This window comes from Pseudomonas sp. P5_A2_2 (genome assembly GCF_054177685.1).
On record NZ_JBGCUL010000373.1, the window covers coordinates 1 to 4,309 of the forward strand.

3 protein-coding genes and 1 pseudogene are annotated in these 4,309 nt (G+C 60.3%); 3 read left to right on the forward strand and 1 reads right to left on the reverse strand.

What is annotated here, in order from left to right; genetic code table 11:
* Positions 1-477, reverse strand: a 477-nt coding sequence (locus tag ACXRVY_RS18615) for a cytosine permease (protein WP_458237948.1), incomplete at its 3' end; no start/stop codon positions are given.
* A 539-nt stretch (positions 478-1,016) separates the two neighbouring features.
* On the opposite strand from ACXRVY_RS18615, the gene hydA reads away from it, so the two are divergent.
* The 3 genes and pseudogenes from hydA to ACXRVY_RS18630 form a co-directional block, all read left to right on the forward strand.
* Positions 1,017-2,456 carry a dihydropyrimidinase gene (hydA, locus tag ACXRVY_RS18620; protein WP_223461890.1) on the forward strand — a complete coding sequence of 480 codons (1,440 nt, stop codon included), beginning with the start codon at positions 1,017-1,019 and terminating at the stop codon, positions 2,454-2,456.
* 162 nt (positions 2,457-2,618) lie between these two features.
* On the forward strand, positions 2,619-3,986 hold the full coding sequence (locus ACXRVY_RS18625) for an NAD(P)-dependent oxidoreductase (RefSeq protein WP_223461892.1): 1,368 nt from the start codon (positions 2,619-2,621) through the stop codon (positions 3,984-3,986).
* Positions 3,987-4,309 (forward strand): annotated as a pseudogene (locus ACXRVY_RS18630) (NAD-dependent dihydropyrimidine dehydrogenase subunit PreA); the annotation flags it as partial. It lies immediately after the preceding gene.

The following is a 4,309-nucleotide window of genomic DNA, read 5'->3' on the forward strand; positions in this document are numbered from 1 at the left end:
TTTCCAGCCTTCGAACACCGAGCCGAGAAACAGGTGAATCGCCAGCCCGCCGAACATGGTCTGGATGCCGAACCAGCCGCACGCCACCAAGGCACGAATCAGGCACGGAATGTTGGAACCGAGCACGCCGAAGGACGAGCGCAGCAACACCGGAAAGGGAATACCGTACTTGGTACCGGGAAAGGCGTTAAGTGTCAGGGGAATCAATACGATGATGTTGGCGAACAGAATCGCCAGCAGCGCTTCGCCGACGGTCAGGCCGAAGTACGCGGTCAGCACCCCGCCGAGGGTGTAGGTCGGCACGCAGATTGCCATGCCCACCCACAGCGCGGTGATGTGCCATTTGTTCCAGGTGCGTTCGCGCACCTTGGTCGGTGCGATGTCGTGGTTGTAACGGGGACTGTCGAGGACATCGCTGCCGGCTTCCAGCTCAAACAAGCCGTCGCGTTCGGTCACTTGCGATCTGATCTGTTGCATGGCCGCTCCACTGTTCTTTTGATTATTGTTGCTCATCAGGGGCTGGCGGCATCAATAAACGTGCCGAGTGCCCCGATTACGCATCGGGCAGTTCCATAAACACATTGCAACCAACTGATGTTTATCGCTTTTATTCACTGACTCGACTATTTGTCAGGCCACTCAGGTCGACTGCCAGGCAAGTTGTCGAAACAGTCAGGACTCAATCTGGTGCGTTGATCTTTTTTCAATGGCTGCGCATCAACCATAGACCATACTCAAACAGCTGATTTCACATAGGAAATCTTGACTATTTTTCGATCCTGTCAAGTGCGTCAAAATGGTGAGCGGCCTCACCATTTTGGTGATTTCTGTATTTATTCGTTAAATATCAAATAGTTAACTACTGAATAAGCTTATAAAAAATATTCTTGCCGATTCTGATAAGTGCAGCTAGCGTTTAATCCTGACAGCGTTGGCAGGATTAGTTCTGTGCGGGCTGTTTTGAATAAAACATCTAGAACCGGCATAAGCCGGTCATTGCCTGCGAGGAACTCGGAATGTCTCTGTTGATCCGTGGCGCCACCGTTATTACCCATGATGAAAGTTATCGCGCCGATGTGTATTGCGCAGACGGCGTGATCAAGGCCATCGGCGAAAATCTCGATGTACCTGCAGGCGCCGAAGTGCTCGACGGCAGCGGCCAATACCTGATGCCCGGCGGCATCGAYCCGCACACSCACATGCAACTGCCCTTCATGGGCACCGTGGCCAGCGAAGACTTCTACAGCGGCACGGCGGCGGGACTGGCCGGCGGCACCACCTCGATCATCGACTTCGTGATTCCCAATCCGCAGCAATCCTTGCTCGAAGCCTTCCATCAGTGGCGCGGCTGGGCCGAGAAGTCGGCGTCGGACTACGGCTTTCACGTCGCCATTACCTGGTGGAGCGAGCAGGTCCGCGAGGAAATGGCCGAGTTGGTCAGCCATCACGGCGTCAACAGCTTCAAGCATTTCATGGCCTACAAGAACGCGATCATGGCCGCCGATGACACCCTGGTGGCGAGTTTCGAACGCTGCCTGGAACTGGGCGCGGTGCCGACCGTTCACGCGGAAAACGGTGAACTGGTGTATCACCTGCAACGCAAGCTGATGGCCCAGGGCATCACCGGGCCGGAAGCCCATCCGCTGTCGCGGCCGTCACAGGTCGAAGGAGAGGCTGCGAGCCGGGCGATCCGCATCGCCGAAACCCTGGGCACGCCGCTGTACCTGGTCCACGTCTCGACCAAGGAGGCCCTCGATGAAATCACCTACGCCCGGGGCAAGGGCCAGCCGGTGTACGGCGAAGTGCTGGCCGGGCACCTGCTGCTGGACGACAGCGTCTACCGCGATCCGGACTGGCAAACCGCCGCCGGTTACGTGATGAGCCCGCCGTTCCGTCCTCGCGGCCATCAAGAGGCGCTCTGGCATGGCCTGCAATCGGGCAACCTGCACACCACCGCCACCGACCACTGTTGCTTCTGCGCCGAGCAAAAAGCCGCGGGCCGCGACGACTTCAGCAAGATCCCCAACGGCACCGCCGGCATCGAAGACCGCATGGCGGTGTTGTGGGATGAAGGCGTGAACAGCGGACGCTTTTCGATGCAGCAATTTGTCGCGCTGACATCCACCAACACGGCGAAGATCTTCAACCTCTACCCGCGCAAAGGCGCGATTCGCGTCGGCGCCGATGCCGACCTGGTGCTGTGGGACCCGCAAGGCACGCGGACCATTTCCGCCAAGACCCACCATCAGCAGGTGGACTTCAACATCTTCGAAGGCAAGACCGTGCGCGGCGTGCCCAGCCACACCATCAGCCAGGGCCGCGTGGTCTGGGCCGACGGCGACCTGCGGGCCGAGCGTGGTGCCGGGCGGTATATCGAACGGCCGGCGTATCCGGCGGTGTTTGATTTGCTGTGCAAGCGGGCTGAGTTGCACAAGCCTGTTGCCGTGAAACGCTGAAAGCGGCCTGCGGCCTATCGCGAGCAAGCTCGCTCCCACAGGTTTTGTGAACACCCGAGATCCCTGTGGGAGCGAGCTTGCTCGCGATGACGTCAGCCCAGACAACACAAAAAACAATGCCCATTCAGAGGCAGCACCTCAAATAACCGTGAGGCCAAAACCGTGATCAAGACCCTGGACCACCTCCCGCATCCCCAAGAGAATGCGGCCACCCTCGCCGGCCATTTCACCGATCTGGCGCCGCCGCTCAACGAGCGCCAGGCGCACCTGGAAGCCTCGCGCTGTCTGTATTGCTACGACGCGCCTTGCGTGAATGCCTGCCCGAGCGAAATCGACATTCCCTCGTTCATCCGCAACATTGCGCAGGACAACGTGCAAGGCGCCGCGCAGAAAATCCTCTCGGCCAACATCCTCGGCGGCAGTTGCGCCCGGGTGTGCCCGACGGAGATTCTTTGCCAGCAAGCCTGCGTGCGCAACAGCGCTCACGAATGCGCGCCGGTCATGATCGGCCTGTTGCAACGCTACGCTGTGGACAACGCACACTTCAGCGAACACCCCTTCCAGCGCGCTGCCGCCACCGGCAAACGCATCGCAGTTGTCGGTGCCGGTCCGGCCGGTTTGTCCTGCGCCCACCGCAGCGCCATGCACGGGCACGACGTGGTGATCTTCGAGGCACGGGAAAAGGCTGGCGGCCTCAACGAATACGGGATCGCCAAATACAAACTGGTGGATGACTACGCACAAAAGGAGCTTGAGTTTCTGTTGCAGATTGGCGGGATCGAAATCCGCCACGGGCAGAGGCTCGGAGAGAACCTGACCCTCAGCGAACTGCACCAACAGTTCGATGCGGTGTTCCTCGGCGTCGGGCTCAATGCCAGCAAACAGCTKGGTCTGACCCACGAAGACGCGCCCGGCCTGCTCGCCGCCACCGACTACATCCGCGAACTGCGCCAGGCCGATGACCTGAGCCAACTGCCCCTGGCCGACCATTGCATCGTCCTCGGCGCGGGCAACACCGCCATTGACATGGCCGTGCAAATGGCCCGCCTCGGTGCCCACGACGTGAATCTGGTGTACCGCCGTGGTGTCGAGGACATGGGCGCCACCCATCACGAACAGGACATTGCCAAGGCCAATCAAGTGCGACTGATGACCTGGGCTCAACCGGAAGAAGTGCTGCTCGATGACCATGGTCGGGTGCGCGGCATGCGTTTCGCCCGCACCCATCTGGTAGAAGGTCGCCTGCAAACCACTGGCGAAACCTTCGAGCTGGCCGCCGACGCGATCTTCAAGGCCATCGGTCAGGCCTTCGACGGCAGCGCCCTCAGCGATCCGCTGGCCCGCGAGCTCAAACGCCAGGGCGAACGCATCGAAGTCGATGAACAGCTGCGCACCAGCATCCCCGGCGTGTATGCCGGCGGCGACTGCACCAGCCTCGATCAAGACCTCACCGTGCAAGCGGTGCAACATGGCAAGCGCGCCGCCGAGGCGATCAATGCTCAACTGATGCTCAACGTGGAGGCTGCGTAAATGGCCGATCTGTCGATTGTCTTCGCCGGCATCAAAGCACCCAATCCATTCTGGCTGGCCTCCGCGCCGCCGACCGACAAGGCCTACAACGTGGTCCGCGCCTTCGAGGCCGGCTGGGGTGGCGTGGTCTGGAAAACCCTGGGTGAAGACCCGGCGGCGGTGAACGTGTCGTCGCGCTACTCGGCGCACTTCGGGGCTAACCGGGAGGTACTGGGCTTTAACAACATCGAGCTGATCACTGACCGCTCGCTGGAGATCAACCTGCGGGAAATCACCCAGGTCAAAAAGGACTGGCCGGACCGTGCGCTGATCGTGTCCTTGAT